This is a genomic window from Actinosynnema sp. (assembly GCF_052038725.1).
Genome location: NZ_JBQGCX010000003.1, coordinates 1 through 1,552, shown reverse-complemented (window position 1 = coordinate 1,552; position 1,552 = coordinate 1). Strand labels below are relative to the sequence as shown.

The 1,552-nt window shown below is 72.2% G+C and carries 1 protein-coding gene; it reads right to left on the bottom strand.

The genetic code is table 11. From position 1 onward, the window contains the following. Positions 1 to 105 precede the first annotated feature (105 nt). Positions 106 to 1,293, bottom strand: a complete 1,188-nt coding sequence (locus tag ACTUAL_RS00025) for an RICIN domain-containing protein (protein WP_440898807.1) — start codon at positions 1,291 to 1,293, stop codon at positions 106 to 108. Positions 1,294 to 1,552: the final 259 nt, after the last annotated feature.

Sequence of the window (1,552 nt, the reverse complement as noted above, 5' to 3'; positions counted from 1 at the left end):
GGGCGACTGTATCACCTGGGGGCACTCGCCCCGGGTGGGCCGGGGTACCGAGCGGGGGCGGACCTGGAGATCCTGGCCCGCCCCGGTTCTTCGCGTCCTGACGGGTCAGGACACCAGCCACCTCTGGTTCGCCCCGCCGTTGCACGGGTACGCGCCGACCTTGGTCGTGGCGCCGCCCCTCGGGTACTCCTGGTCCAGGCAGTGCCCCGTCGCCACGTTGACCAGCGTCGCGGCCTCGTCGACCCGCTCGTCGTGCACGACCCGCCAGAACTCCTCGTTCCCGCCGCCGCACGGGTGGGCGACAACGGCGTTGGGGTGCTCCTGGTCGACGCAGTGCCCGGTGCGCTCGTTGGCCAGCTTGACCACGTCCGGACCCGCCCACTCGAACACCCAGCGCTGGTTCGCACCGCTGTTGCAGTGGTGCGCGCCGACGACCTCGGTCGCCGTTCCGGTCGGGTGCTCCTGGTCCAGGCACCAGCCGCTGGCCGCGTTGGTCAGCACGGGGTTGGTCTCGCCCTGGCCCTCGGTCACGCCGAAGCCGGGGGTCCACACGCCGTCGTCACCGGTGAAGACGTGCGGCAGGGTGGTCGGGCCGTAGTAGGACTGCACGAAGTCGGAGTCCTGGTCCACCGGGTCCGCGTTGGTGCGGGCGTTCGGCTTCGTCAGCCTGGTCCCGGCGGGCGGGGTGTGGGAGTAGACCGTGTAGACCCCGGCGGGGAGGCCCTCGATGACGTTGGCGGGGCCGAGGGTCACGGTGTCGCCGTAGGACGGCTTGCCCTCGACGTCGCGGCCCCTGACGTAGAAGGTCTGGTTGAGCTCGCCGCGCTCATCGGTCAGGATCCCGTCGCCGTCGGAGTCGACCACGGCGTTGACCACGATGTTGTTGCCCAGCTGCGGGAACATCAGCGGGGCCGCGGCGGGGGCGGTCGCGCTCAGCTCGACCTGCCGGGTGACCGGGCCGAGGGACCGCATCCCGACCGCGTCCGCCGACACGTCGAACACGCCCTGCGGCAGACCGGAGAAGTGGAACTCCCCGTACGGGTTGGTCTGCGCCGTCCAGCGATGACCGGTCTCGCGCGCCACGACCTCGACCTCGGTGTACGACCTGAGCCGCTCCGTCGCGTAGCGCGGCCCCTCGCCGACCCGGTTGACCTGCCCGTCCCCGTCCCGGTCGATCCAGACCGTGCCGGTGATCTCGCCGGTGGCCTCCTGCGCCCGCGCGGGCGCCGCCGCGACACCCGTGCAGACCAGGGCGGCCACGAGGACCGCGCCTGTCTTCAGCGCTGCTGACACGTTCTTCCCCCAGTGGTGGTCGGCGGGGTCGCCCCGCCGGTGCGCGGAGAGCGTACGCAGCGAAGATCAATTCCAGAAGCCGATGACCGCGCGGAACCCCGCAGTCGTGACGGCGGCCGGGTCCCTCACCCGTGCGAGGATCACCCGCACGATGCAGCCGACCACGACGCGCGTGCGCGCGGGCTACGCGCTGGGTTCCCTCGTCACCGGGGCGTTCGGCACCGTCCCCGGTCTGCTCCTGCTGCCCTACCTCACCGAC